Origin of the sequence: Micromonospora sp. NPDC047134 (genome assembly GCF_040643455.1) — a bacterium.
Classification (GTDB): domain Bacteria; phylum Actinomycetota; class Actinomycetes; order Mycobacteriales; family Micromonosporaceae; genus Micromonospora.
On sequence record NZ_JBEYUI010000005.1, the window covers coordinates 106,899 to 131,146 of the forward strand.

The window sequence follows — 24,248 nt, forward strand, 5'->3', positions numbered from 1 at the left end:
GGCTTTTTCTGCGTCACGCTGCGTACCGAAGGGCTCCTCCCCGAGCTGGCAAGATCGCCTGCCGGGCCGTGGTTCCGGTCACCCTACGAGTTGACCATGTAAAGAGGACGGCAAAGGGCGGGCCGCTCTTGCGAAGCACCCCGGGGGGTCTGCCAGTATGTCCCAATGCCCCAGCAGCAATCCTCCCCTCTCGCGTTCTTCGATAACGCGAACTCGCAGCCAGATTTCACGGTTGGCCTGCGCGGATACAACACCGGCCAGGTCGACGACTTCATCGGCCGGCTGAACGCCGCACTGAGCCAGGCCAACAAGGACCGCGCCGACGCCGAGCAGGCGCTCAACGACGCCCAGCGCCGGCTGCGCCAGTCCGAGCAGCGGCTCACCGCCCTGGAGCAGAAGCTCACCGACACCAGCAAGCAGCTCGAGGAGAACAGCCGCCCCACGCTGTCCGGCCTCGGCACCCGGGTCGAGCAGATCCTCCGGCTGGCCGAGGAGCAGGCCAACGATCACCGCAACGAGGCCAAGCGCGAGTCGGAGGGCATCCTCTCCGCCGCCCGCCTGGAGGCGCGGGAGATCACCGACAAGGCGCGGGCCGAGGCGGCCGCGATGAAGGCCACCGCCGAGCGGGAGGCCGGTAACCTGCGTACCGCCGCCGAGCGGGAGGCGGCCGAGGTCCGGGTGCAGGCCCGCCGCGAGGCCGACACCCTGCGGGCCGACGCGGAGCGCGAGACCAAGCAGCTGCGTACGGTCACCGCGCACGAGGTGGCCGAGCTGAAGTCGACCGTCGAGCGGGAGGTCGCCACCCTGCGCGCCACCGCCGAGCGCGAGATCACCCAGCAGCGGGCCAAGGCCGCCCGCGAGGCCGAGGAGAAGCGCGCCGAGGCGACCAAGCTGCTCACCGACGCCCGCGACAAGCGCGACAAGGACCTCCAGGCCCTGGAGCTGCAACTCGCCGAGCGGCGGGAGAAGGCCGAGCGCGAGGAGTCCGAGCGGCACGCCGCCCAGGTCGCGCAGACCCAGAAGCTGGTCGGTGAGGCCGAGCAGCGGGCCCACGCCGCCCAGGAGCGCGCCAAGGAGATCGAGCAGCGCGCCGAGTCCCGGCGGGTCGAGTCGGAGCGCAACGCCACCGAGACGATCGAGAAGGCCAAGGCCCTGGCCGAGCGGACCCTCAGCGAGGCCCGCGCCGAGTCCCAGCGTCTGCTCAGCGAGGCCCGCACCGAGGCCGAGCTGACCACCCAGGCGGCCCGCCGCGAGGTCGAGGACCTCACCCGGCAGAAGGACGCCGTCACCTCGCAGCTCGGGCAGATGCTCTCCGGCTTGGCCGGCATCGTTCCGGGGGTCCCCAGCAACAACACCCCGGCGGCCGAGAAGCCGGCCGCCAAGCCGGCGGCCGACGCCGAGAAGAAGGTGACCGCGGAAACCTCCAGCTGACGACGACCACCGGGGCATGAACCACGACGCGGGGTGACACCGGGTTACCGGCGACACCCCGCGTCGCCCTGCCTTCGCAGGCCCTGGGCACCGCCCACCTGGGCGGGTGAAGTTAGCTCCCAACAGGGGCGTCCGTATCGCCCCAGGAGGGCCCGATGCGTGTGAGGATGGGTGCATGTCGCACGGCGAGGAACTGTTCGCTCTCGGCGGGGATGTGACCACGGAGCCCAGCTTCGAGTCCGCCCTGCGGGGGTACGACAAACGACAGGTCGAGAAGTACGTCGCTCGGGCGGAGCATGAGATCGCGGCCCTGGAGGCCGAACGGGAGCAGGCCTTCTCCCAGATCCACAAGCTGGCCGGTCAGGTCGAGGTGCTCCAGCGGGATCTGGCTGCGGTACGCAAGCAGTCCGCCGTGGTGGACCGGGCCGCCTTCCGGCATCTCGGCCCGCGGGTCGAGCAGATTCTCGCGCTCGCCGAGGAGCAGGCCGAGGACATCCTCGCGGCCGCGAACGAGGAGATCCAAGCGCGCCGGGCCGCCGCCGAACACATCATCGACGAGGCTAGGGCCGAGGCCGCCGAGGCCCTCAAGGACTTCGAGATCGCGCTGGCCGCCCGCCGCGCCGAGGAGGAGCGGCAGGCCGCAGCCCGCCGGGCGGAGTCCGAGGCCGCCAGCAAGGCGGCCAAGGAGGAGGCCACCCGGCTGCGCAAGGGTGCCCAGGAGGCGCTGGCCAAGGCCGAGCAGGAGGCCACCCAGCTCCGGGACGCCGCCAAGGAGATCCATCAGCGGGCCCAGCAGGAGGCGACGAAGCTGCGCGAGTCGGCCCGTGAGGTGCTGGCCACCGCCCAGCAGGAGGCCACCCAGCTGCGGGAGGCGGCCAAGGAGGTGCATGCCAAGGCCCAGCAGGAGGCCAGGCGCCTGGTCGACCAGGCCACCGAGACCGGCCGGGCCACCCACGCCAAGGCCAGCCAGGAGGCCAAGCAGATCATCGACGACGCCGCCGAGGCCGGCCGGGCCGCCCGCAACAAGGCCCGCCAGGAGGCCGAGCGGCTGACCACCCAGGCGACCGAGGCGGCCAAGCGCACCCGGGCCGAGACCGAGGCGTACGCCCAGCGGATGCGCGACGAGACCGAGGCCCACGTCCAGCACACCCGGGCCCAGGCCCAGCAGGAACTGGGGGCCTGGCGGGCCGGGGTGGAGAAGGAGGTCAACGGCCGACGGGAGGCCGCGGACCGGGAACTGGCCCAGCGCAAGGCCGCTGCCGAACGCGAGTACACCGGCCGCCGCGAGGAGTTGGAGCAGCAGCACCAGGCCCGTACGGCCGAGTTGGAGCAGCGCTTCAGCACCCGTACCACCGCCCTCGAGGAGCAGATCCGCACCCGCACCGCCGAGCTGGAGTCCGGGTTCGAGAGCCGCCGTGCGGCGCTGGAGGCGGAGTACACCGCGCGCAAGAACGAGATCGAGCAGGGCGCGGACGAGATCCGTCAGGCCGCCGAGCGGGACGCCGCCGAGCTGCGCGCGCAGGCCGAGGAGTTCGCCACCAACGCCCGACGCGAGGCCGACGAGTACGTCGCCTCCTCCCGTCGGCAGTTCGAGGAGTACGCGGCCACCACCCAGCAGCACCTGGCCACCACCCAGCAGCACCTGGCCGCGACCCAGCAGGAGGCGGCGTCCGGCCGACAGCAACTGGCCCAGGTGATGTTGGAGATCGCCCAGGCCCAGCAGCAGTTGGCCGACCTGCGTCAGGAGACCTGGAAGTCCCGGCAGGAGTCCGACGAGTTGCAGCGCAAGGTGCGGGAACTGCGGCTGGCGGCGGCCACGGTCTCCGACGGCCCCACCTCACCGGCCCCCGCCGGGGTCTCCTCGGCGGTTACCGCCCCCTCCCCCGCCACGGTCGCCCGTACGGTGGAGGGTCCTTCGGTCAACGGCGGCCCACCCGCCGGTGCCAACCCGACGGTCGATCCCGCCGAGGCCCCGGTGAACGGCCATCGGCCGGTCCTGGAGACCGCCGGTGTCGCCGCCGAGGGTGGTGATCCGTCCGCCGACGGCCAGGTCACGAAGCCGAGCGCCGACGGCCCGGCGACGAAGCCGGCCGCCGAGCCGGTGACCACCGTGGAGGATGAGCCTGCGGCGAAGTCGGCGGTCGAACCGGCCACGGTCGACGGCGGCACGGCGAGTGCGGGGGTGGACGGCGAACCCACGGTGGCCGCGATGCCCGGCACGGGCGGCCGGGGCGCCACCCCCACGAAGATCACCAGCACCGGTGAGAACGGCAAGCGCCCGACCAAACCGACCAAGGACGAGCGCAGCGCCAAACCCAGCAAGATCACCTCAGACTGACCCCGCACTCCGCCAACCCTCCCGTTGGCGCGCCTTTGGCGTGTTGATCAAGAAGCCTGCGTCAGGATCGACGCCGATCACGACGCAAACTTCTTGATCAACGCGGGCGAGTGGGGGCGGGCGGTCCTGCCCGGCGATCAGGAGGGCGGCTCCGGGGAGGGGCGGCGTCCTCCCCAGGCTACGAAGCGATCGAACAGCGCTCTGGGCTGCGGGCCGTCATACGGGTTGAGCCGGTAGAGGTCCCGCATCGCCTCGTACATCAGGCCGGCGAGGTAGATCGACAGGCCGATCGGATTCCCCTCGTACTCCGCCCGCAGCAGGAGCCGGGCCTGGGCGCAGGGCCAGGGCTGACCGTCCGCCCGACAGCACCACATCGGTCGCAGCGGGGTGTGCGGGGTGTCGGCGCCGGTCGCGCGGGGCCGATCAGGGTGGGGGCCACGGCCCGGGGTCGGCAGCCGGGTCCTGAGCACACCCCCTCCCCCACCACCCGCCGCCCCGACGGTCGGCGCAGCGGATGCGTCGTCGGACCCTGGACGATCACGCACCTCGACCTCCGAGAAGCAGGCTTCTGGGTACGTCTGTTGCTGCTCCAGCGACAACAGACGTACCCGAAGTGGGGTTGATCGGGCCGCCCACCCGGGGGGATGGGGTGGGCGGCCCCGGGGCGCCCACCGGGGGTGTGGGGGCGACCCGGCCTGAACCCGTCCACGCCCTGGTGGCAGCCAACGGGTCCGGCACTGCTGACAGTTTGGTGACCGGAGCACTACTGTCGGAAGTCATCGCAGGTGGTCGTAATCGGGCTGCGGAACCACCGGCCCGTCGACACCTGGTGAGTGATTCTCGGTACCCGATTGTGGAGGCATTGTGGAGGAATCGAGCGCCGACCTGATCCGATCCCAGTTACGTCGGCTGCGCACCGCCGCCGGGCTGAGCCAGGAGGAGTTCGGCAAACTGGTGCACTACTCGCCGTCGATGGTCTCCGCCGTCGAGACCGGCAGCCGACCCTACGACCGGCAGTTGCTGGCCCGCGCCGACGAGGTGCTGCACTCCGGCGGGCTGCTGGTGGCGTTGTTGCGGATCGCCGAGCGGGAGGGCCAGCCATCCTGGTTCCTGCCCTGGCTGGACGCCGAACGCCTGGCCAGCCAGCTGCGGATCTTCCAGCCCACCCTGATCCCGGCCCTGCTACAGACCGAGGGGTACGCCCGCGCGGTGATCCGCTGCGACGACCTGCTCAGCGACGAGGAGGTGGAGAAGCGGGTGGCGGCCCGGCTGGACCGGCAGAGCATCCTCACCCGACCGGATCCACCGCAGCTCATCGCGGTCATCGACGAGGCCATCCTGCACCGCCGGGAGGAACGCTTCCACACGTTGATGATCCATCAGGTCGAGTCGCTGGCCGCCTGCGCGGAACGGCCGAACATCAGCATCCATGTCGTCCCCCTCAGCGTCGGGCTGCACGTCGGATTGTCCGGGCCGTTCTCGCTGGCCCGGGGCGTGGAAGGGGGTTGGGTGGCGAGCCAGGAGGCCCAGCTGACCGCCCGACCCACCGACCGGGAGTCCGATGTGGCTACTCTGTTGGCACGGTGGGAGACGGTGCGTAACGAGGCCCTGTCCCGCCAGCAGTCGATCGAACTCCTCAAGGAAGTGGCGAAGTCATGGACCTGACCGACGCGATCTGGCACACCGCCACCCGCAGTGGAAACACGGACTGTGTCGAGGTGGCCGACAACCTGCCCGAGGTGGTGGCCGTCCGCGACAGCAAGGACCGCCAGGGGCCGGTGCTCGCCTTCACCCCACCGACCTGGCAGACCTTCATCAGCCACCTCAAGCAGCGGTAACGCGGCAGGTCAGTCGGCCTGGCGTTGCTGGGGGCCGGGCACCGGGGTGTCGGAGAAGGCGGCCACCGTGCGGTCGGCGTACGCGCTGGCGTCGCCGGTCTCCATCGGACCGTCCCAGGTGGTCGGCAGCGGCACGGACGCGGCCGGGTTGACCCGCCGGACCACCTCGTCGAGCACGGTCTCGGCGTCGCCCACCCACAGGTGCTTGGCCCCGGGCACCCCGACCACCTCGGCCTGGGGCACCGCGGCGAACCGCTCGCGGGCCTGCTCGGGGCGGAGGTAGTCGTCGAACTCCGGCACCAGGGCGGTCAGCGGCTTGCCGGACTCGGCCCACTGGGTCAGGTCGGGCGGCTCGGAGAAGCGCAACGGCGGCGAGAGCAGGATGGCACCGGTCACCGCCGGGTCGCAGCCGTACTTGAGGGCCAGGTCGGTGCCGAAGGACCAGCCGAGCAGCCAGATGTTCGGCAGTTCGTGGAATTCGGCGTACTCGATGGCGGCGGCCACGTCGAAGCGCTCGCCGACGGCCGAGTCGAAGGTGCCCTCGCTGGTACCGCGCACGCTGCTGGTGCCCCGGGTGTTGAACCGGAGCACGGCCACCTCGGCCAGGGCGGGCAGCCGCCAGGCCGCCTTGCGGAACACGTGGCTGTCCATCATCCCGCCGTGGGTGGGCAGGGGGTGCAGGCAGACCAGGGTGGCCACCGGGGGCCGGTCGACCGGAAGCGCCAACTCACCGACCAGGCAGAGCCCGTCCGCGGTGTGCAACTCGATGTCTTCCCGTCGCCCCGGCAGGATCGACGATGCCCGGATCGATGCGCTCACCCCGCCATCCTCCCGCGTAGCGCTCCACCCCGCCGCCCGAGGTGACAAAGATCGCCCCGCCGAGCCGGCGTCCGCCGTACCTCCACGCCCGGGTCTCAGCCGTGCCGGGGGGCGCCGCGTCCGCGCTGGATCACCGGGGCCCGGCGGTCGCGTGCCCGCCAGCACCCGCTGTGCCAGTGCCGCCGGTCGGTGAGGTCGCCACGGCCGTCGGCGGGCCAGGCGACCAGGTGCGCCACCCCGGGCCGAATCTCCTGGTCACAACCGGGACAGCGGTACGTCTTGACCGACGAGCCGCCGCTGATCCCGCGTACCTGCCAGTCGCCGTCGCGCCACTGCTGCACCGAGGCGACGCCCTGCCGTGCGCGTTCGGTGTCCAGACGCTCGGCGTCGTCACGGCGGGGACGGTTACGACGGGGGCTCACGCCGTCCAGCGTACGACCGTGCCGACAGCGGCCCCGAGGGCGCTGGTGTTAACAAGGGGCCCCTGCTCTACCGCAGGCGTTAAAAAGGGGCCCTTCCTTACCGGAAGGAGCGGGCGGCGGTCACCAGTTGTTCCAGCAGGGGTGCCGGGGCCAGGCCGGGCTCGCGGGACTGCCGGTACACCGCCCGCAGTACGGCCAGCGACCTGTCCGGTCCGATCGAGTCGAGCAGTTCGAAGGGGCCGGCCGGGTAGCCGCAGCCCAGCTTCATCGCGGCGTCGATGTCGTCCGTGGTGGAGTAGTGGGCCTCCAGCATCCGTACCGCGTCGTTGAGGTACGGGAACAGCAGGGCGTTGACGATGAACCCGGCGGAGTCTCCGCAGACCACCCCGGTCCGGCCCAGGGCGGCGACGACCGCCCGGGCGGTGGCCGTGGTCTCCGCCGAGGTGAGGATCGTCTGGACGATCTCCACCAGCGGGGTGGCCGGGTTGGCGAAGTGCAGGCCCACCACCTCGGCCGGGCGCCCGGTGGCCATGGCCAACTCGATCACCGCCAGGGTGGCGGTGGTGGTGGCCAGCACCGCCCCCGGCTTGCAGACCTCGCCCAGGCCGGCGAACAGCGCCTTCTTGACCTCCGGTTCGTCGGCCACCGCCTCGATCACCAGGTCTGCCTCGGCCAGGGAGGCCAACTCGGTGGCCGGGTCTACCTGGGTGACCTGGTAGCCGGCGGTGGTGAGGGACTCGACCAGGCCGGCGGCCAGGGTCCCCGAGCCGACCACCCCGACCGTGGCGACCGTTCGCGCCCCTTCCAGGGGTGCCGACGCCACCGGGGTCGACTCGTCCGGGACGAGCCTGCCGGAGCCGGGCCGCTCGTAGGTGTAGAAGCCCCGGCCGGACTTGCGGCCCAGCAGCCCGGCGGTCACCATCTGCCGCAGCAGGGGCACCGGGGAGTGCCGGCGGTCCCGCCCGCCCCGCCGGTACATGGTGTCCAGGATCTCGTACGCGGTGTCCAGGCCGATCAGGTCCAGCAGGGCCAGCGGGCCCATCGGCAGGCCGCAGCCCAGCTTCATCGCGGCGTCGATGTCCTCACGGGTGGCGTAGCGGGACTCGTACATCCCGATCGCCTGGTTGAGGTACCCGAACAGCAGGGCGTTGGCGATGAAGCCGGCCCGGTCGGTGATGGTCACGTCCACCTTGCCCAGGCGTACGCACAGCGCCTCCACATCCGCGACCACCTCGGCCGAGGTGACCACAGTGCGCACCACCTCGACCAGCTTCATCACCGGCGCGGGGTTGAAGAAGTGGATGCCGATCACCTGGTCGGGCCGGGTGGTGGCGACCGCGATCTCGGTGACGCTCAACGAGGAGGTGTTGGTGGCCAGGATGGCCTCCGGCTTGCACACCCGGTCCAGTTCGGCGAAGAGGCGCTGCTTGAGGTCCAGGCGCTCGGGCACCGCCTCGATCACCAGGTCCACGGAGTCCAGGGCGCCCAGTCCGACGGCGAAGGTGACCCGGCCGATCAGGGCGTCCCGGTCGGCCTCGGCGAGCTTGCCCCGGGCCACCGCCCGGTCGGTGGAGCCGGTCAGGTTGGCCCGTCCCCGCTCCAGGGCGCCCTCGGAGATCTCCACGGCGACCACCTCGACGCCGTTGCGGGCGAACACCTCGACGATGCCGGCACCCATGGTGCCCAGACCCACCACACCCACCCTGGTGAATTCCCGCGCCATGACCCGGCCTCCCCTGTCCGCTCCGCATGGCCGAACTGAACGGCCACTAAGGCTTTGGCGCGAGTCTGCCACGCGGTGACCGCTCAGGGGGCTCGGGGGCTCACACGGGAGCGGTTGCGCCCACCGGTCAGGGGGCCAGGGTGATCCGTCCCGGCGCCAGGTCGGCCGCGGCCGTGGGCAGCACCAGCGGGCTGCGCCGGTCCTGTAGGGGCATACCGAAGCTCAGGCCCACCGGGTCGGTCCGGGCCAGGGCGGGGTCGAAGAAGCGCAGCTCGGTGCGGCCGATCAGGATCATGTCGCCGTCGGTCAGGCTGACCGCCTCGGCGGTACGCAGTCCGTTCACCCAGGTGCCGTTGGTGGAACCGAGATCCACCAGGCGGACCCCCGCACCGGTCAGCCGGACCTCGGCGTGTCGACGACTCAGGTGGGGATCGTGCACGACGATGTCCGCCGCCGCGTCCCGGCCGATCACCATGGGGTGCGGACGCAGCCGGAAGCTCAGCCCGCGCAGCGGGCCGGTGGCCACCGTCAACAGCGGCAACAGTTGCGGATGTTGCTCCATGGGCCGTCCGACCTCCACGTCCTGCGCCATCCCATGGTCAGCCTGCCATCCCCACCCGGTCACCTCTACCGACCATCCGGCCATCACCCAGTAACCAGCCAGCCACCTTCCGTTCGTCACTTCCATGGCCGCCAATACGGCGTTCGCCCGGACTTGACCCGGGCCGAGCCCGTCCTACCGGTGAGTAGGTTTCGGGTCTAGACTTCCGCCATGACGGCTGTGCATCTGCCCGGCACCCCGGTGATCGAGGGCGATCAACTGATCTCGACCAGCCCGGCGACCGGCGCGGAGGCCGGCCGGTTGCCGCTGTCCACCCCCGCCGAGGTGGAGCAGGCCGTCGCGCGGGCCCGCACCGCCGGTCAGTGGTGGGCCGGGCTGGGCTTCGACGGCCGACGCGACCGGCTGCTGCGCTGGCGGCGACTGCTCGTGCAGCGGATGGAGCAGTTGGCGGAACTGGTGCATGTCGAGGGCGGCAAGCCGGTCGCGGACGCCATCGTGGAGATCGTCACCGCGGTGGAGCATGTCGACTGGGCGGCCCGTAACGCCCGCCGGGTACTCGGCCCCCGCAAGCTGCGCTCCCGGCTCATCCTGGCGGAGTTCACCGCCTACCTGGAGTACCAGCCGCACGGGGTGATCGGGGTCATCGGCCCCTGGAACTATCCCGTCTTCACCCCGATCGGCTCGGCCGCGTACGCGATGGCGGCCGGTAACGCGGTGGTCTTCAAGCCCAGCGAATACACCCCGCTGGTCGGGCAGTGGATGGTCGACACCTTCGCCGAGGTGGTGCCGGAACAGCCCGTCTTCACCGCCGTGCACGGGCTGGGGGACATCGGTGCCGCCCTGTGCCGCAGCGGGGTCGACAAGGTGGCCTTCACCGGCTCCACGGCCACCGCGAAGAAGGTCATGGCGGCCTGCGCCGAGTCCCTGACCCCGGTGCTGCTGGAGGCCGGCGGCAAGGACGCGATGATCGTGGATGTCGACGCCGACCTGGACGCCGCCGCGGAGGCGTGCGTCTGGGGTGCGATGACCAACGCCGGGCAGACCTGCATCGGCATCGAGCGGGTCTACGCGGTGGAGCCGGTCTTCGACGCCTTCGTGGAGAAGGTGGTCGAGCGGGCCGGGCGGCTGACCGTCGGCCCGGAGGGCACCGACATCGGGCCGATCACCATGCCGAGCCAACTTGAGGTCATCCGCCGGCACATCTCCGACGCCCTGGCCCGGGGCGGACGGGCCGCACTCGGCGGCCCGGATTCGGTACGGCCGCCGTACGCCCACCCGACCGTGCTGGTCGAGGTGCCGGAGGACTCCGCCGCCGTACGCGAGGAGACCTTCGGACCCACGGTGACCATCAACCGGGTCCGCGACGCCGACGAGGCCCTGCGGCGGGCCAACGCCCTGCCGTACGGCCTGGGAGGTTCGGTCTTCGGTGAGCGACGGGCGGTGGCCATCGCCCGACGCCTGCGCTCCGGCATGGCCTCGATCAACTCCACCCTGACCTTCGCCGGGATGTCCACCCTGCCCTTCGGCGGGGTCGGCGAGTCCGGCTTCGGTCGCATCCACGGCGAGGACGGGCTGCGGGAGTTCGGCCGGGCCAAGTCGATCACCCGCCGGCGGGCCCGCTCCCTGCTGCCGTCGACCACCTTCCAGCGGACCCAGGCCGACGTCGACCGCCTGGTCAAGGCGGTCAAGCTGCTGTACGGCCGGAAGCTCTAGAAGAGGGTCAGCTCGTCGCGTTCGATGCCGCGCAGCCGGTCGTAGTTCACCGCCACACAGCGGATCCCCCGGTCCGTGGCGAGCACCCGGGCCTGCGGCTTGATCTCCTGGGCGGCGAAGACCCCGGAAACCGGGGCGAGCAGCGGGTCCCGGTTGAGCAGTTCCAGGTAGCGGGTGAGCTGCTCCACCCCGTCGATCTCGCCCCGACGCTTGACCTCGACCGCGACCGTGCCTCCGTTGGCGTCCCGGCAGAGCAGGTCCACCGGGCCGATCGCGGTCATGTACTCCCGGCGGATCAAGGTGAACCCCTCGCCCAGAGTCTCCGGGTTGGCGGCCAGCAACTCCTGAAGGTGGGCCTCCACCCCGTCCTTGCGCAGCCCCGGGTCGACGCCCAGCTCGTACGAGGTGTCCTGGAAGATCTCCTCCAGGGTGATCCGCAGCTCCTCACCGGCCTTGTTGACCACCCGCCACACCCCGGGGGCCTCCTCCAGCCGGCAGGGCGGGCTCATCCAGTTCAGGGGTTTGTAGGCCCGATCGTCGGCGTGGATCGACACCGACCCGTCCGCCTTGACCATCAGCAGCCGGGTGGCCGGCGGCAGGTGGGCCGAGAGCCGTCCGACATAGTCCACCGAGCATTTCGCAATCACCAACCGCACCCGACGAGGGTAGCGGAGGCACCGGGGATCGCCGCCGAGCGCCACTGGCGTGCCGGTGCGATGCTGAGATGGTGCTCGAACTGCTCACCGGTACCGGACTGGCCGCCTCGGCGGGGTTGAACGCGTACATCCCGCTGCTGCTGATGGGTGGGCTGGCCCGCTACACCAGCGTGATCGACCTGCCCGGGGGCTGGCAGTGGCTGGGTAACGGCTGGGTGCTGGCCATTCTCGCCGCCCTGCTGGTCGTCGAGGTCGTCGCGGACAAGGTGCCCGTGGTGGACCACGTCAACGACGTGGTGCAGACCGTGGTCCGCCCGACTGCGGGCGGCCTGGCCTTCGGTGCCGGCTCGGCCGCCGAGACGGTGACGGTCAGCGATCCCGACAGCTTCTTCGCCAGTGAGGGCCAGTGGTGGCCGGTGCTGGTCGGGGTGGCCATCGCCCTCGGCATCCACCTGCTCAAGTCCGCCGCCCGGCCGGTCATCAACGCGGCCACGGCCGGTGTCGGGGCCCCGGTGGCCAGCACCGCCGAGGACGCCACCAGTGTGGTGATGTCCCTGGTGGCGATCATCCTGCCGGTGCTGGTGCTGGTGTTCCTGGTCGCCTTCCTGCTCTTCCTGCCCTGGTTCCTGCGCCGCAGGGCGGAACGCCGCCGGGAACGCCGGGCCGCCCGCGAGGCCGGCTTCCGGGTCTGACCCGGGGGTACGCCCTGCCCCTCCGACCCCGCCCCAGGCGCTGCCGGGCCGGATGATGTTGCCCGCCGGGCACGGTTGACATCATCCTCCGGTGTCCGTGAAGACTTCCCGCGTTCCGCTTCTGGCGACCCTGGTCGCCGTCCTCGGCGCCCTGACCCTGCTGGCCGTCCTGAACCCCCTGCGCCAGCCCGAGGGTGCCGACCTCGGGCAGGGGTCCGAGTCCGGCGCCAGGTTCGTCGAGGCGGAGGCCGGTGACCGGCCTGAGGGGTCGGCGACACCGTCGTCCACCCCACCGGCCGGGGCGCTGCCCGGCGCCACCCGGACGGACGCGCTGCCCCCGGTGGTCGACCACGGCCCACGCCGGGGCAACAAGGTGGCGCTGACCTTCGACGCGGACATGACCGACGCGATGCGACGCCAGCTACGCGGCGGTGCGGGCACCTCGTACGCCAATCTGAAGATCATTGACCGGCTGGAGCGGGAGGGGGTCCCGGCCACCTTCTTCCTCACCGGCATGTGGGTGGAGCAGTACCCGAAGGTGACCCGGCGACTGGCCGCCAACCCTCGGTTCGAGTTGGCCAACCACACCTACGGGCACCTGGCCTTCACCGCGGACTGCTACGGCCTGCCCCGCATCGACCGCCGGGAGATGACCGCCGACGTGGCCCGCACCTTCGACCTGGTCAGCGCCTACGGCGGTCGGCAGACCCGGTACTTCCGGTTCCCCGGGCTCTGCCACGACCGGACGGCGCTGACCGCACTAGCCCCCCTCGGCCTGACGGTCGTCGACGGCGACGTGGTCAGCGGGGACCCCTTCGCCACCGCCTGGCAGCCGATCGTGCGGGCCGTGCTGGACCAGGTACGCCCCGGCTCGGTGATCGTCCTGCACGTGACCGAGGCCAACGCCCCGATGACCGACGAGGCGCTGCCGCACATCCTGGCCGGTCTGGCCGAACGCGGTCTCGAACCGGCCCTGCTCTCCGAGGTGCTCGGCGCGGGCTAGGCCGGTGGCCGGATCCCGCGAACCGGACCACACACATCCCTCATATGCCTAAAATCAGGCAAATACCTAGAGGAGGTCGCGATGACCGCAGCCTTGGAGATGCCGCGCGTCCAGGAGTGTGTGGTGGCCGCCTGCGCGTACAACCACACCAACGACTGTCACGCGTTCGCCATCACGATCGGCAGCATGGACCACGCCCACTGCCACACCTTCGTCGAGATGCCGGCCATCCGGGCCGGTGCGGACGGCCAGAAGGCCCAGGTGGGGGCCTGCAAGCGGGCCGACTGCCGACACAACGAGCAGTTGGAGTGCCAGGCCCCCTCGATCCGGGTCGGCCCGGACGCGGACATGGCCGACTGCATGACCTACAACCCCCGCTGAGGGGTAAGGAAGGGCCCCTTCTTAACGCCTGCGGTAGAGGAAGGGGCCCCGCTTAACACCCCGGGGGTGGTGGCGGGAACCACCACCCCCGGTGCAGGTGATCCGCCGGTGCAGGTCGCACACTTGAGGTCATGAGTGACGAGGTCGCGATCCACGTCCGAGGGCTGCGCAAGGCGTACGGCGACAACGTCGCGGTGGCCGGGCTGGACCTGGACGTCCACCGGGGCGAGGTGTTCGCCCTGCTGGGGCCGAACGGTGCCGGCAAGAGCACCACGGTGGAGATCCTGGAGGGCTACCGGCACCGGGACGCCGGTGAGGTGCGGGTGCTCGGGGTCGACCCGACCGAGGCCACCCCGCAGTGGCGGGCCCGAGTGGGCATCGTGCTCCAGGGCACCGGCGAGTTCGACGAACTGACCGTCGCCGAGGTGGTCCACCACTTCTCCGCCTTCTATCCGGACGCCGACGACCCGGACAAGGTGATCGCCCGGGTCGGCCTGGCCGATAAGGCCCGCGCCCGTACGCACACCCTCTCCGGGGGGCAGAAGCGCCGACTGGATGTCGCCCTGGGCATCATCGGCCGCCCTGAGCTGCTCTTCCTCGACGAGCCGACTACCGGATTCGATCCGGAGGCCCGCCGCGAGTTCTGGGATCTGATCCGGGACCTCTCCGCGGCCGGCACCACCATCGTGCTCACCACCCACTACCTGGACGAGGCCGAGGCCCTGGCCGACCGGGTAGGGGTCATCGCGGGCGGCCGACTGGTCGAGGTGGCCCCGCCGAACAGCCTCGGCAACCGGCAGGAGGCCCTGGCCACGGTCTCCTGGCGTACCCCCGAGGGCACCCTGGAGAGCGCGCAGAGCGCGACGCCGACGGCGCTGGTGGCGGAGTTGGCCGCGCGGCTCGGTGGCGAGGTGCCCGGCCTGACCGTCACCCGGCCCACCCTTGAGGACATCTACCTGCGGATGATCGGACACCGATGACCACCACGACGAAGTCGGCGCCCCCGGTCGCCGCCGCCGCGCCAGCCCGCCGGCCGGGGCCGGCAAGTCTCGCCCTGCGGCAGGGGCGGTTGGAGATCCGGCAGTTCCTGCGCAGCCGGGAATCCGTCGTGTTCACCCTAGGGTTCCCGATCATCATGGTGCTGATCTTCGCCTCGATCTTCGACGGCGACCTAGGCAGCGGGGTGAGCTACACCCAGTACTTCATCACCGGCATGATCGCCACCGGCCTGATGACGGTCAGCTTCCAGAACCTCGGCATCTGGATCCCCATCGAGCGGGACCGGGGAGTGCTCAAGCGCTACCGGGGCACCCCGATGCCGAAGTGGGTCTGGTTCGCCGGCAAGGTGATCATGGTGCTGGTGACCGGGCTGGTGATGACCGCCCTGCTGCTCACCGTCTCGGTGCTGCTATTCGACCTGGACCTGCCCTCCACGGCCTCGGCCTGGCTGACCTTCGGCTGGGTCAGCGCGCTGGGGGTCACCGCCTGCACCCTGTGCGGCATCGCGATCTCCTCGCTGGCCCGTACGGCGCGCAGCGGCTCGGCCGTGGTCACCCCGATCGCCCTGGTGCTCCAGTTCATCTCCGGGGTCTTCTTCGTCTTCACCAACCTGCCGAGCTGGATGCAGCAGGTGGCGGCCATCTTCCCGCTCAAGTGGATGTGCCAGGGCCTGCGCGCGGTCTTCCTGCCGGAGAGCTTCGGCGCCAGCGAGCCGGGCGGTTCCTTCGAGCTGACCCGGGTGGCCCTGGTGCTGGGCCTGTGGTGCGTGATCGGCCTGGTGCTCTGCCTGACCACCTTCCGCTGGACCACCCGCCGCGACGGCTGACGGTGCAAGGAAGGGCCCCTTATTAACGAGATCCAGCTGATCTTGTTAATAAGGGGCCCTTCCTATGCACGAGGCGTTAAGAAGGTGCCCTTCCTTACATCACACCCTCAGTACGAGTAGAAGCCCTGGCCGGTCTTGCGGCCCAGGTCACCGGCGGTGGCCATGCGCTGGAGCAGCTCCGGCGGGAAGAACTTCTCGTCGGCGGTGTCGGTGTAGATGTTGCGGGTGGCGTTCAGCAGCACGTCCACCCCGGTCAGGTCGACCGTGGCCAGCGGGCCCATGGCGTGCCCGAAGCCGAGCTTGCAGGCGGTGTCCAGGTCCTCGGCGGAGATCACCCCGGCCTCGACCAGCCGGACCGCCTCCATGGCCAGGGCGCAGATCAGCCGGGTGGTGACGAAGCCGGCGATGTCCCGGTTGACCACCACGACTGTCTTGCCGATCCCCTCCGCGAAGGACTTGACCGCCTCCAGGGTGGCGTCGCTGGTCTTGTAGCCGCGGACCAGTTCGCAGAGCTTCATCATCGGCACCGGGGAGAAGAAGTGGGTGCCGACCACCGCCTCCGGACGCTCGGTGACGGTCGCGATCTGGGTCACCGGGATGGCCGAGGTGTTGGTGGCCAGGATCGCGTCCGACTTGCAGATCCGGTCCAGCGCCCGGAACACCTCGTGCTTGATCTCCAGCCGCTCGAAGACCGCCTCGACGACGATGTCCGCCTCCGCCGCCGCCTCCAGGTCGGTGGTCGGGGTGATCCGTCCCAGGGTCGCCTCGACCTCCTCGGCGGAGATCTTGCCCTTGTCGGCGAACCGGGTCAGTGAGGTCCGGATGCCGTCCATGCCGCGCTGCGTCGCCGCCTCGTCCAGATCCCGCAGGGTCACCTGCCAGCCTGCCTGCGCCGCCACCTGGGCGATGCCCGAGCCCATCAGCCCGGCACCGACAACCGCGAGTCGACCCGCCATCTGTTGCTCCCTCGCTGCGATTCGGAGTCTCTGCCTGCATCCTGCCGAAGCCCTCGGCTCGACCGAGGACTCTCGACACAGACCCTAGTCGGCGGGACTGAACGACCACTAAGGCGGTTCAGGCTCAGATGGTCAGTTCCGGTTCCTCCGGCGCGGTGGCCCGCTCCACCTCGATGCCGAGGGCCCGCAGGTCGGCCACGAAGTCGGGATAGCCCCGGTCCACGTGATGCACATGGGACACCTCGGTCACCCCGTCGGCACAGAGCCCGGCGATGATCAGTCCAGCGCCGGCCCGGATGTCGGTGGCGCGTACCGGTGCGCCGGAGAGCTGCTCACGGCCGCGTACGACCGCGTGATGCCCGTCGGTCTTGATGTCCGCGCCGAGGCGCATCATCTCGTTGGCGAACATGAACCGGCCGTCGAAGATGTTCTCCGTGATCAGGGAGGCGCCGTCGCTGAGCGCGGCCAGGCCGATCGCCATCGGCAGCAGGTCGGTGGCGAAGCCCGGATAGGGCAGGGTCACCACGTCCACCGCCCGGGGGCGGTCGTCCATCCGTACCCGGAAGGCGTTGGCCCGGGTCTCCACCAGCCCACCGGCCGCGACCACCTTGTCCAGCGCGATCTCCAGGTAGCTCGGATCCAGGCCGGTCACGGTGACGTCGCCGCGGGTCATCGCCGCCCCGAAGGCCCAGGTGCCGGCGACGATCCGGTCCCCCACGGTCGCGTGCCGCACCGGTTGCAGCCGGGGTACGCCCACGACCGTGATGGTGGAGGTGCCCTCCCCCTCGATCAGCGCCCCCATCCGGATGAGCATGGTGCAGATGTCCACGATCTCCGGCTCCCGGGCCGCGTTGTCGATCACGGTGGTCCCGTTGGCCAGCACCGCCGCCATGACCAGGTTCTCGGTGGCCCCGACACTGGGGAAGTCCAGGGTGATCTCCGCGCCGTGCAGTCCCTGCGGTGCGGAGGCGATCACGAAGCCGTGCTCACCGGAGATGTCCGCCCCCATCCGGGTGAGCCCGGCGATGTGCATGTCCAGCCCTCGCGAGCCGATGGCGTCCCCGCCCGGGTGGGCCACCCGTACGTAGCCGCGCCGGGCCAGCAGTGGACCGAGTACGCAGATCGAGGCGCGCAGCCGACGCACCAGGTCGTAGTCGGCCTCGACCCCCGGCTGCTCCGGCACCTCGATCGACACCGACCGGGAACGGGGCACTCCCCCGCCCGCGACCATCGGGTCCACCGGATCGTCCGCGTCGAACCGTACGTCGCAGCCGAGTCGACGCAGCACCTCCCCCATGATGGCGATGTCGGTGATCCGCGGCACGTTGGTGATCACGCTTCGACCCGGGGCCAGCAGGGCGGCGGCCATCAGCTTCAACGCCGAGTTCTTGGCGCCGACCACGTGCACCGTGCCGGCTAGTCGGGCCGCCCCGTTGACCCGGATGACGTCGACATCCGATATCGCCGGGTCGCCCGCATCGCCCGGGCCGACCCCGGCGGACCAGCCGGTACCCGGCTGCGGGCGCGTCGGGATGGTCAGGTCGGGTATCCGTAGGCTGTGCGTCATGGCCGTCCACCTCACGCGCATCTACACCAAGGCCGGCGACGCCGGCATGACCAGGTTGAGCAACAACGAGCAGGTGTCGAAGACCGACCCACGGATCTGCGCGTACGCCGACGTCGACGAGTGCAATGCGGCGCTCGGCGTGGCACTGGCCCTGGGGCAGCTCGACGAGTCCCTGCGTACGGTGCTGGGGCAGATCCAGAACGACCTGTTCGACGTGGGCGCCGACCTGTCCACCCCGGTCGAGCCGGACCCCAAGTACCCGCCGCTGCGGGTCACCGAGGAGTACGTCGAGCGCCTTGAGGGCTGGTGCGACGAGTTCAACGGACGCCTGAGCAACCTCGACTCCTTCATCCTCCCCGGCGGCACCGCGGGCGCGGCACTGCTGCACGCGGCGCGGACGATCGCCCGGCGCGCCGAGCGGTCGGCGTGGGCGCTCGTCGCACACGACCCCGACCGGACCAGCCTCCTCCCGGCAAAGTATCTCAACCGGCTGTCGGATCTGCTCTTTATCCTGTCAAGAACGGCAAATCCGGACGGAGACGTGCTATGGGTCCCCGGCGGAGGCCGGTGACGGTTGGTGCCCTGCACCACGTGGAGGTCTGGGTACCCGACCTGAGCGCGGCAATGCACAGTTGGGGCTGGCTGCTGGGGGAACTGGGGTGGACCCCCTTCCAGCAGTGGCCGGCCGGCCACTCGTGGCGGCTGGGCCCGACCTACCTGGTCCTTGAGCAGTCACCCGCCCTCTCCGGCGGGGGCCACGACCGGCTCGCCCCCGGCCTGAACCATCTGGCCTTTCACGCCGGTCCACCCGCCGCGGTGGACCGGCTCGTCGAGCAGGCCCCGGCGTACGGCTGGGAACTGCTCTTTCCCGACCGTCATCCGTACGCCGGTGGCGCCGGCACCTACGCCGCCTACCTGGCCGACGGGCAGGGTTACGAGGTGGAGCTGGTGGCCTCCGACGGCACGGTGCCCGGCCCGTCGGCCTGAGCGGGGAGCAGCAGGGTGGTGAACAACCGCCGCACCCGGTCCTGGCCCGGCCCCAAGGCCGCGTACTCGGCGAACAGCTCCCGCATCCGGGTGATGAACTCGACCATCTCGGCGTCGCTGGCGTAGAAGGCGTTCTGCCGGTAGCCGGCCAGGTCCCGGGCCAGGTCCCCGCCACCGTTGTCCAGGTAGCGGTCGAAGTCGGCGAGCAGCCCGGCGACGAAGGTTAGGAAGGCCCGACGGTGCTGCTCCGGGGTCATCCCCCGGAGCGCCTCGGGGTCCACCGCGGCCGCCGCCTCGTCCAACTGGTAGCTGCGCTCGATCGCACCCCGGATCCGCCGTTCCCCGACCGACCGCAGGACCCCGTGACCGGCGAGGGCGGCGACCTGCCGGTACAGGGTCGCCGGGGCCACGTCCGCCAGTTCGGCCCGCAGGTCGGCGGTGGTCAGCGTCCGGCCGCCCAGAAATGCCTGAACGATCCGCAGTCGTACCGGATGTAGCAGCAGCTCAGCAGTGTCGAGGGCCACAACCGTCTCCCCATCGTTCTCACCTCTGATAATGTTCCCAGTGACGAGATTATAGCGAGCACGAAGGAGCGCCGATGGCCACCATCGACCTCACCCCCGATTCGATCCGCATCCGGCTCACCCCCGCCGAGAAGCTGTGGGCGCTCCGGGGCGACGTCACCGTTCCGCGCTCCGCCGTAACCGCCGTCACCGTGCAGCCCGACGGTCTGCGCGCTCCCCGAGGCATCCGGGCGCCCGGCCTCGGCCTGCCCGGTGCCCGCAAGGTCGGCACCTGGCGCGGCCGGGCCGGCAAGGAGTTCGTCAGCGTCCGCGCCAACCAGCCGGCCGTGCGCATCACCCTGACCGGCCAGCGGTACGACGCCCTGGTCATCGGCGCCGACGACGCGACAGCGGTGGCGAAGGCGGTACGCCGGTGAGCACCGACCGCGAACTGACGTTCCACTCCGCCGGTCACCGCCTGGTCGGCACCCTCTCCCTGCCGGACGGTCCGGGCCCCCACCCCACCGCCCTGCTGCTGCCCGGCTCCGGGCCGCTGAACCGCGACGGGGACCACCGCCGGATGCGCCTCGGCATCCAGCGGGACCTGGCCGCCGCGCTGGCCGCCGCAGGTGTCGCCACCCTGCGGTACGACCGGCGCGGAATCGGCGAGAGTTCCGGCGGGTTCTGGCCCACCGGGTTCCACGACAACGTGGACGACGCCCAGGCTGCCTTCGCCGCGCTCGAGGCCGAGGCAGACGTGGACAGCCGGGCCCTGTTCCTGGTCGGGCACAGCGAAGGGGCCCTGACCGCCACCGTGCTCGCCGCGCGTGGGGTGACCACCGCCGGGTTGGTCCTGCTCTCCAGCAGTGCCCGGCTCGGTGCCGAGGTGCTGCGCTGGCAGACAGCCCGGATCCTGCCCAGCCTGCCCGCCCCGGTACGCCTGCTACTGCGGCTCATGCGTATGGACCTGGTGGCCAGGGTGTCCCGCAACCACGAGAAGATCCTGGCCACCACCGGCGACGTGACACGGATGGGCGGGCAGCGGATCAACGCGAAGTGGATGCGGGAGTTCCTGCGGTACGACCCCCGCCCCGACCTCGCCCGGATCTCCGCCCCGATCCTCGCGGTCACCGGCACCAAGGACCTTCAGGTGGACCCGGCCGACCTGACCCTGATCGCCGAGCACGCGGGCGGCCCGGTGCAGACCAGACTCCTGCCGGACGTCACCCACGTACTGCGCCACCAGCCGGGCCGGGCGTCCCTGGGGGCGTACCGCCGGGAGATCCGCAACCCGGTCGACCCGGCGGTCACCGAGGCTGTCGTCGACTGGCTCCGCGCCCGGGTCACCGAGCTGACCTGATGTGAAGACGCCGAAGAGCCGGCACCCGGGATGGGTACCGGCTCTTCGCGTTGTCTGGGTCAACTGTTCCAGTGCTGGGCTACCAGGTCGGCGGCCATCTGCTCCCACTGGGCGTAGTGGTCCGGGTACGCCGACACCTGCACGGCCTGGGCGGCCTTGGTCAACGGCATGTCCTGCCAACCATCAACCTGCTTGAGGCCCTTCAGGAACGCGGTCGTGGAGTACTCGGGATCGGTGATCTGCTCCACCGTGCCCCAACCACTGGACGGCCGCTGCTGGAACAAACCCTGCGAGTCATGATCGTTGCGGTCACCCAGATGACCCAGGTTCTCCAGCTTCGACTCCTGCAACGCCGTCGCGATCGAGACGACCGCGGCGCGTTCGTCCATGCCGTTCTTCTTCGTGGCCGCGATGATCGCCTTCGTGTTCGCGACCTGCTCAGCGTCCAGATCGATGCGAGACTGCTTGCCCTGCACACCATGCGGAATCAACTTGCCCGTATCGGGCTTGTCAGCCTGCACCGCGGCCACCGGACTCGACTTCACCGGAGTGGCGTCCGCCTGAGCAGCCACCGGGCCAGCGAAGACACCACCGGCGAGGGCCACACCAGCAATACCGAGCACACTGTTACGGAAGATCGAGTTCATGACCAAACTCCATTCGGGGGTAGACACACACCACGAAAGGGGGGAACCGGGTGCGCGCAAACGCCAACAGGCGCTGAAAACAGGGGGGAAGAATCACCGGCTGACACACGAGGCCGGGGCACTTCACGCACGAGACCCGGGCCCTTCGCGGACCGGAGGGCTTCGCACGGGGCATGGCCCTTCGTGGCGCCGGGACCATGTACAACGACCGGCTGCCCGCCATCATTCCCGCCGGGCCAGACACTCACGGAGCCATCTGCCCAGCTCAGGCGGCCTGCATCGGCCGGTCAGGGATGTACAACCACCCGCCAGCCGCCACCATTCCCGAGCCCGAGCCCGAGCCACGAGGGCCGAGCCCTGCGGGCCGAGTCGGACCCGAGCGCCGTGCACCTGAGCCCCGACGGGCGGAGGGCTCGCGCCGTTTCGCCGAAATGGCGGTATCCCGTCGGGCCGGACCCCGCCATTCCGGCGAAACGGAGTCGATCACCGCGCATTTGGTGCGCGCCTGAGGCCCCGCTTGCGCCGATTGCGCCGATTGCGCGGGCAAGTCGCCGAAACAAGCCCAAATTACTCAGGTGAGCCATCCGGCAGTCAGCCGTTGAGCCAGGCGCCCGACCAATGGGCCGCCGGACCTCGACGGCCAAGGGACCAACCGCACAAGCGGACCAACGGCCCTTAGATACCCGACCGGCCGAGTCAATCGGCGGTCGAGCCGTCGGACTTGGCGGGTCAGGCTGCGGGCCAGTCCTGTTGAGGGATCAGACGTGGCGAGACCGCCCCCGGAGGAGCGGCCTCGAGCCAGGATAGGAACCCGGTGACGGTGGATCGCGCCATGGCGATCTCGACCGGGGCGTGTCGACTCGTACAGCGGAGGATGATCCAGTCCGCCGGCATGGACATCCGTTCCTGTCCCTCCGGCAGCCGCCGCCGCTCCACGTTCAGCCCCTCACGGGAGAGCACCCGCTTGGGGCGTACGGCGAAACTGACCATCCGGTACCAGCGGAGTTCGTCCCCGACGAACCTGCCGAAACCGGGCGACCAACCGCGGCCGTCGAGCATGGTGGAGGTCCGGACGCTGAGCCGGATGATGCCCCCGCTTCGGGTGACAAGTGCCCGCCGGATGAAGAGGAACAGGATCGCGCCGAGAATGACGGCGAAGCCGATTCCGATCCCTTCCACGATCTCCATCGGCGGATCGGCTCAGTTGTCCGAAGTGACGGAGGCCGGGGTGGCGCTCTCGGCGAGGACGGTGACGCCCTGCCCGTTCACGGACAGGAAGCCGCCGGACACCTCGTAGGCGAGCTGCTCGCCGCCGGGGAGCTTGATGCGTACTCGGCCGGGCTCGGCGAGCTGACCGAGCAGGGGCGCGTGCCCCGGCAGCACACCCAGCTCACCTTCGGTCGTCCGGGCCATGACCATCTCGGCCTTGCCGGACCAGACCTTCTCCTCTACGGCCACGAGCTGGACGTTGAGCTGCTCTGCCACGCTGTCTCCTTGCTGAGGCGGATTGGGGAAAGTCTAGTCACCCTGCGGACCTGTGTTACAGCCGGGTGCCGAGACGTGCACCACGATTCAGCCCTTGTTCACCAGCTTGGGATGTTCGAGAAGGAACGGATCCAGCAGGCCCCGCTCCAACGCCACGAAGAAGTCCTCCACCTCGGGCTCGAACTTCTCGCCGAGGTAGTTGTTCCGGTTGCCGAAGACCCCGCCACCCGGAAGCTTGATCATCTGGATGTTGCCGGGACGGATGTCCTTGAGGGCCAGCCCGAAGTCGACCACGCTGTGGCCCCGCCCGCTGAAGATCAGCGACTCGCCGGCGGCCCGCAGCACCCGGTCCAGCTTGACGGGGTTGGTCACCACGTCGGCGCTGAACGCCTGGGCGGCCATCGCCTTGACGAACTGCTGCTGGTGCCGCTGACGGCCGTAGTCACCGTCGGGCACACCGTTCTTCGGGTACCGCTGGCGGACGTAGTCCAGCGCCTGCCACCCGCTCAGGTGCTGCTTGCCCTTGGGGTAGACGGCCTGCGGCCCGATGTAGCCCTCGCCGTTGGGGTTGCCCTTACGGTGCTTGCCGTCCGGCTCCCGGTGCTCGGAGCGGACCTCCCGCTCGATGTTCATCGTGACGCCGCCCATCGCGTCGACGATCTTCTGGAAGCCGGAGAAGTTGATGATGGCACCGGCGTCGAACCGCTTGATCCCGGTGACGTTCTGCACCGTGGTGGCCAGCAGTTCGAAGCCCCGCGCCGGGTCCGGCTTGCCGCCGTCGGGCACCCGGCTACCGAAGGACATCGCGTCGTTCAGCTTGGAGGTGGCACCGTTGAAGTTCGCCCGGGGGTACGCAGGGATCTCCACGTAGAGGTCGCGGGGCATGGAGAAGAGGTAGGCCCGGTCCAACTCCTCCGGCACGTGCAGCACCATGATCGCGTCGGCCAGCGGTGCGGTCCGGTCGTTGCGGGGGTCGATGCCGACCAGCAGGATGTTGAGCGGCCCCTTGATGTCGCTCTTGCGCTCACTGGCCCCGGCCGCCTGGTCGCCGAAGAGGTCCGCCTTGCCGATCGCTCCCTCGTAGCGGGCCATCAACGCCTCGGCACCGACCAGTGAGGTGCCGCTGAGCATCATCAACACGACACCGAAGATGGTGCAGAACCTGGCCCAGCCCGGCACGCCACGCCAGATCGACGGACGCCCACCGCGCTTGTCGCGCCTGCCGGCCTTACCCACGAGCATCTCCGTTCGTCGCATCCCACAGGGGATACGGGTACGCGCATCCGAATGGTTGAACACGGTCACCGCTCATCGGCGAATGAGCGTGGAATAGACGGTAT

Annotated in this window: 27 protein-coding genes; 14 read left to right on the plus strand and 13 right to left on the minus strand. The window is 70.6% G+C overall.

Translation table 11 applies throughout. The features are described 5' to 3' along the window. Positions 1 to 165: 165 nt before the first annotated feature. A complete protein-coding gene (locus tag ABZ795_RS09365; RefSeq protein ID WP_327024349.1) occupies positions 166 to 1,431 on the plus strand; it encodes a DivIVA domain-containing protein in 1,266 nt (421 codons plus the stop codon). Positions 1,432 to 1,606: 175 nt separating this feature from the next. Then, entirely contained in the window at positions 1,607 to 3,769 is a 2,163-nt protein-coding gene (locus tag ABZ795_RS09370) for a hypothetical protein (protein WP_357529931.1), read from the plus strand. A gap of 137 nt (positions 3,770 to 3,906) precedes the next feature. On the opposite strand, the gene ABZ795_RS09375 is transcribed toward ABZ795_RS09370, so the two are convergent. After that, a complete protein-coding gene (locus ABZ795_RS09375; RefSeq protein WP_357529932.1) occupies positions 3,907 to 4,239 on the minus strand; it encodes a hypothetical protein in 333 nt (110 codons plus the stop codon). A gap of 394 nt (positions 4,240 to 4,633) precedes the next feature. Here ABZ795_RS09375 and ABZ795_RS09380 point away from each other — a divergent pair, with 394 nt between their 5' ends. After that, on the plus strand, positions 4,634 to 5,434 hold the full coding sequence (locus ABZ795_RS09380) for a helix-turn-helix transcriptional regulator (protein WP_357529933.1): 801 nt from the start codon (positions 4,634 to 4,636) through the stop codon (positions 5,432 to 5,434). Beyond that, positions 5,425 to 5,607 carry a DUF397 domain-containing protein gene (locus ABZ795_RS09385; protein ID WP_357529934.1) on the plus strand — a complete coding sequence of 61 codons (183 nt, stop codon included), beginning with the start codon at positions 5,425 to 5,427 and terminating at the stop codon, positions 5,605 to 5,607. Before ABZ795_RS09380 ends, ABZ795_RS09385 begins: the two co-directional genes overlap by 10 nt. A 9-nt stretch (positions 5,608 to 5,616) precedes the next feature. Here ABZ795_RS09385 and ABZ795_RS09390 read toward each other — a convergent pair whose 3' ends face one another. The 4 genes from ABZ795_RS09390 to ABZ795_RS09405 form a co-directional block, all read right to left on the minus strand. Then, positions 5,617 to 6,426 (minus strand): alpha/beta hydrolase, encoded by an 810-nt coding sequence (locus tag ABZ795_RS09390; protein ID WP_357529935.1) that lies wholly within the window; start codon positions 6,424 to 6,426, stop codon positions 5,617 to 5,619. Positions 6,427 to 6,521: 95 nt separating this feature from the next. Beyond that, entirely contained in the window at positions 6,522 to 6,848 is a 327-nt protein-coding gene (locus ABZ795_RS09395; protein ID WP_102660231.1) for a hypothetical protein, read from the minus strand. A gap of 97 nt (positions 6,849 to 6,945) precedes the next feature. Continuing rightward, positions 6,946 to 8,571 (minus strand): 3-hydroxybutyryl-CoA dehydrogenase, encoded by a 1,626-nt coding sequence (locus tag ABZ795_RS09400; RefSeq protein ID WP_357529936.1) that lies wholly within the window; start codon positions 8,569 to 8,571, stop codon positions 6,946 to 6,948. Positions 8,572 to 8,698: 127 nt separating this feature from the next. Beyond that, positions 8,699 to 9,163: an FHA domain-containing protein gene (locus ABZ795_RS09405; protein WP_327024342.1), complete on the minus strand. Its 465-nt coding sequence runs from the start codon at positions 9,161 to 9,163 to the stop codon at positions 8,699 to 8,701. Positions 9,164 to 9,343: 180 nt separating this feature from the next. Between ABZ795_RS09405 and ABZ795_RS09410 the strand changes: the two genes are divergently transcribed. Then, positions 9,344 to 10,846: an aldehyde dehydrogenase family protein gene (locus tag ABZ795_RS09410; RefSeq protein ID WP_357529937.1), complete on the plus strand. Its 1,503-nt coding sequence runs from the start codon at positions 9,344 to 9,346 to the stop codon at positions 10,844 to 10,846. Here the strand turns inward: ABZ795_RS09410 and nucS are convergent. Then, entirely contained in the window at positions 10,843 to 11,502 is a 660-nt protein-coding gene (gene nucS / locus ABZ795_RS09415; protein ID WP_327024340.1) for an endonuclease NucS, read from the minus strand. The genes ABZ795_RS09410 and nucS overlap by 4 nt on opposite strands. Before the next feature lie 71 nt (positions 11,503 to 11,573). On the opposite strand from nucS, the gene ABZ795_RS09420 reads away from it, so the two are divergent. The 5 genes from ABZ795_RS09420 (at position 11,574) to ABZ795_RS09440 (ending at position 15,403) form a co-directional block, all read left to right on the plus strand. After that, entirely contained in the window at positions 11,574 to 12,194 is a 621-nt protein-coding gene (locus tag ABZ795_RS09420) for a DUF4126 domain-containing protein (protein WP_357530020.1), read from the plus strand. A gap of 91 nt (positions 12,195 to 12,285) precedes the next feature. After that, a complete protein-coding gene (locus tag ABZ795_RS09425) occupies positions 12,286 to 13,197 on the plus strand; it encodes a polysaccharide deacetylase family protein (RefSeq protein WP_357529938.1) in 912 nt (303 codons plus the stop codon). A gap of 81 nt (positions 13,198 to 13,278) precedes the next feature. Next, the gene (locus ABZ795_RS09430; protein WP_357529939.1) at positions 13,279 to 13,578 is read left to right on the plus strand and encodes a DUF1540 domain-containing protein; all 300 of its coding nucleotides are present in this window, start codon (positions 13,279 to 13,281) and stop codon (positions 13,576 to 13,578) included. A gap of 131 nt (positions 13,579 to 13,709) precedes the next feature. Next, positions 13,710 to 14,558 carry an ABC transporter ATP-binding protein gene (locus ABZ795_RS09435; protein ID WP_357529940.1) on the plus strand — a complete coding sequence of 283 codons (849 nt, stop codon included), beginning with the start codon at positions 13,710 to 13,712 and terminating at the stop codon, positions 14,556 to 14,558. Continuing rightward, positions 14,555 to 15,403, plus strand: coding sequence for an ABC transporter permease (locus tag ABZ795_RS09440; protein WP_327024336.1), 849 nt, complete (start codon positions 14,555 to 14,557; stop codon positions 15,401 to 15,403). Before ABZ795_RS09435 ends, ABZ795_RS09440 begins: the two co-directional genes overlap by 4 nt. 107 nt (positions 15,404 to 15,510) lie before the next feature. Here ABZ795_RS09440 and ABZ795_RS09445 read toward each other — a convergent pair whose 3' ends face one another. Both ABZ795_RS09445 and murA read right to left on the minus strand, forming a co-directional pair. Continuing rightward, entirely contained in the window at positions 15,511 to 16,359 is an 849-nt protein-coding gene (locus ABZ795_RS09445; protein ID WP_357529941.1) for a 3-hydroxyacyl-CoA dehydrogenase family protein, read from the minus strand. 124 nt (positions 16,360 to 16,483) lie between these two features. Then, positions 16,484 to 17,926, minus strand: a complete 1,443-nt coding sequence (gene murA, locus ABZ795_RS09450) for a UDP-N-acetylglucosamine 1-carboxyvinyltransferase (RefSeq protein WP_357529942.1) — start codon at positions 17,924 to 17,926, stop codon at positions 16,484 to 16,486. On the opposite strand from murA, the gene ABZ795_RS09455 reads away from it, so the two are divergent. Both ABZ795_RS09455 and ABZ795_RS09460 read left to right on the plus strand, forming a co-directional pair. Continuing rightward, entirely contained in the window at positions 17,925 to 18,497 is a 573-nt protein-coding gene (locus ABZ795_RS09455) for a cob(I)yrinic acid a,c-diamide adenosyltransferase (RefSeq protein WP_357529943.1), read from the plus strand. The two genes, murA and ABZ795_RS09455, sit on opposite strands and share 2 nt — an antisense overlap. Next, positions 18,473 to 18,913, plus strand: a complete 441-nt coding sequence (locus ABZ795_RS09460) for a VOC family protein (RefSeq protein WP_357529944.1) — start codon at positions 18,473 to 18,475, stop codon at positions 18,911 to 18,913. Before ABZ795_RS09455 ends, ABZ795_RS09460 begins: the two co-directional genes overlap by 25 nt. On the opposite strand, the gene ABZ795_RS09465 is transcribed toward ABZ795_RS09460, so the two are convergent. Continuing rightward, positions 18,859 to 19,437: a helix-turn-helix domain-containing protein gene (locus ABZ795_RS09465; RefSeq protein WP_357529945.1), complete on the minus strand. Its 579-nt coding sequence runs from the start codon at positions 19,435 to 19,437 to the stop codon at positions 18,859 to 18,861. The genes ABZ795_RS09460 and ABZ795_RS09465 overlap by 55 nt on opposite strands. A gap of 74 nt (positions 19,438 to 19,511) precedes the next feature. Between ABZ795_RS09465 and ABZ795_RS09470 the strand changes: the two genes are divergently transcribed. Next, positions 19,512 to 19,853, plus strand: a complete 342-nt coding sequence (locus ABZ795_RS09470) for a hypothetical protein (RefSeq protein ID WP_357529946.1) — start codon at positions 19,512 to 19,514, stop codon at positions 19,851 to 19,853. Beyond that, complete coding sequence (locus ABZ795_RS09475; RefSeq protein WP_357529947.1) at positions 19,850 to 20,776, plus strand: alpha/beta fold hydrolase; 927 nt, start codon at positions 19,850 to 19,852, stop codon at positions 20,774 to 20,776. Before ABZ795_RS09470 ends, ABZ795_RS09475 begins: the two co-directional genes overlap by 4 nt. A 59-nt stretch (positions 20,777 to 20,835) precedes the next feature. Here ABZ795_RS09475 and ABZ795_RS09480 read toward each other — a convergent pair whose 3' ends face one another. The 4 genes from ABZ795_RS09480 to ABZ795_RS09495 all read right to left on the minus strand — a co-directional run bounded on the left by ABZ795_RS09480 (position 20,836) and on the right by ABZ795_RS09495 (position 24,150). After that, a complete protein-coding gene (locus ABZ795_RS09480; RefSeq protein ID WP_357529948.1) occupies positions 20,836 to 21,423 on the minus strand; it encodes a hypothetical protein in 588 nt (195 codons plus the stop codon). Between the two features lie 729 nt (positions 21,424 to 22,152). Continuing rightward, on the minus strand, positions 22,153 to 22,611 hold the full coding sequence (locus ABZ795_RS09485; RefSeq protein ID WP_327024327.1) for a DUF2550 domain-containing protein: 459 nt from the start codon (positions 22,609 to 22,611) through the stop codon (positions 22,153 to 22,155). A gap of 12 nt (positions 22,612 to 22,623) precedes the next feature. Next, positions 22,624 to 22,908 carry a F0F1 ATP synthase subunit epsilon gene (locus ABZ795_RS09490; RefSeq protein WP_327024326.1) on the minus strand — a complete coding sequence of 95 codons (285 nt, stop codon included), beginning with the start codon at positions 22,906 to 22,908 and terminating at the stop codon, positions 22,624 to 22,626. 87 nt (positions 22,909 to 22,995) lie between these two features. Continuing rightward, positions 22,996 to 24,150, minus strand: coding sequence for an LCP family protein (locus ABZ795_RS09495; RefSeq protein WP_357530021.1), 1,155 nt, complete (start codon positions 24,148 to 24,150; stop codon positions 22,996 to 22,998). Positions 24,151 to 24,248 lie beyond the last annotated feature (98 nt).